Below are 1,870 nucleotides of genomic sequence, written 5' to 3' on the forward strand. Positions count from 1 at the left end.
GCTTTGTAACATTCTTTGTTGACGGCGTGGCGTTAACGGATGCGTTCCGGGATGCGACAAGCGATTGGATAAAATGCAACGAATTTTCGTATTTGCAACGTTCCACAATGCACAAAACCGCAAGGAGGCAAGCAAATTATGATACGGGATTAAGTGCGGCGACCGGGGACGGCGTATTGACTATTGACCAAACAACATATCATTTTCTTATTGACGGCGTGGATACGGGAATTGTGGCATACGATACAAACGGTATGTTAACGAGTACTGACGGGCTGACGACCTCAAAAACCGGGTCGAATACGTGGGCGATTAGTTCCGTTATTGTCCTTTCAGACCATGCGATTGTATGCGACCATTGGAAACATACTATTTTTACGAATTGCGGATATACAACGAACAATCGTTTAACGTTCCGGGTTGCCGTTCCCTTATTTTGGTATCACGGGATTTCATGTGTTGGCAAACAGGTATCCAATAAAGGTTATAATGAAAAATATATTATAACCGATTATACCGGATCGGGCAAATCCCCCGCACCAACAACCGGGGTTGGAAACCGTCAATATTGGGCGTGGCATACGGACAATATGTTGTCGGCAAAGGTTACAAGCCGTTTGATTAAAGGGGGCGACGATGCAAGTTGTTATATGTTCATTTGGGACACACCGGGATATTCCAAGTATTACCGCCGTTTCCCGTCTGAAAATGGAACAATAACCCCGGAGGTTAACGATACATACGAAAGTACAATGACGGTCGAATTTAACTATAAAGCCCAATGAAGCAAGAACGTAACATTATCAACGGAACAACCACGGCGGTTGACAACCGCACGGAATTTATGTTGTGCGAGATTATAAAGCAATAACCAAAACGGGGGCGGTTTACCGCCCCCCCTTAACTCTTTATTTATGGACGATATGGATAAAATTTTTAGTTGGGAACAATGGCGTATGATATTCGCCACGACCGCAAGCCCGTTATTTGCATATCTGACCCCGACGGCGGGGTTTATGTATGCGTTAGTTATTATGTTTGCGTTCAACATTTGGGCGGGAATGAGGGCGGACGGCGTGTCGATAAGGAATTGCAAACGCTTTTCGTTCCATAAGTTTAAGAACGCATTGGCGGAATTGCTTTTGTACGTCGTTATTATACACGTCATTTATTCCGTTATGTTGCAATGTGGCGACGACAGGGCGGCAATGATTGTTATTAAGTCGATTACATACGTGTTCATGTATGTATATTTGCAAAATGCGTTTCGCAACTTAATTAAGGCATACCCGAAGAAAATAGCCTTACGGATAATATACCATGTTATCCGGTTGGAATTTACAAGGGTTTTGCCGTCGCATTTGCAACCGATAATTGACAGATTGGAAAAAGAATTTGGGGACGACCCCGACAAAAACAATAAAAAGAAAGGAGAAAACGAAAATGAGTAAATAAATAATTATATTTGCAACGGGGATAGGCGGAGTAATTAACCGACCGAAAGGGCAAGCCAACAGCCCGTCCCCGTTTCTAATTTGTTGGCAGTTCTTAAAAGTTGGCAATTATGGAAAATGAGATTTGGAAAGATGTTCCCGGATATGCAGGGATATATCAAGTTAGTAATTATGGGCGTGTAAAGTCTTTGCCTAAAAGTTATATTATTTGTAACAAGTATGTTGTTACAGCAAAAGAAAAAGTGTTGAAACAACGTAAAGTAAAAGGTTATAAAATTATAGAATTAAATCATAAAGGAATTGCAAGGCGTTTCCCGGTTCATGTATTAGTTGCAAAAATGTTTATACCAAATCCAAACAATTATACCGAAATAGACCATCTAGACACGGATAGGGCAAATAATAAATTTTCAAAT

At 41.2% G+C, this 1,870-nt stretch carries 2 protein-coding genes; both read left to right on the forward strand.

Annotated features, from left to right (window positions below):
• Window positions 1-785 (forward strand): hypothetical protein (locus ACFFUV_RS23320; protein ID WP_390198291.1); only part of this gene is annotated, 785 nt, incomplete at its 5' end.
• Window positions 786-1,564: 779 nt separating this feature from the next.
• On the forward strand, window positions 1,565-1,870 hold a 306-nt coding region (locus ACFFUV_RS23325), incomplete at its 3' end, for an NUMOD4 domain-containing protein (protein ID WP_390198292.1).

The sequence above is a fragment of the Vibrio olivae genome, from assembly GCF_042428525.1.
Taxonomy (GTDB): Bacteria; Pseudomonadota; Gammaproteobacteria; order Enterobacterales; family Vibrionaceae; genus Vibrio; species Vibrio olivae.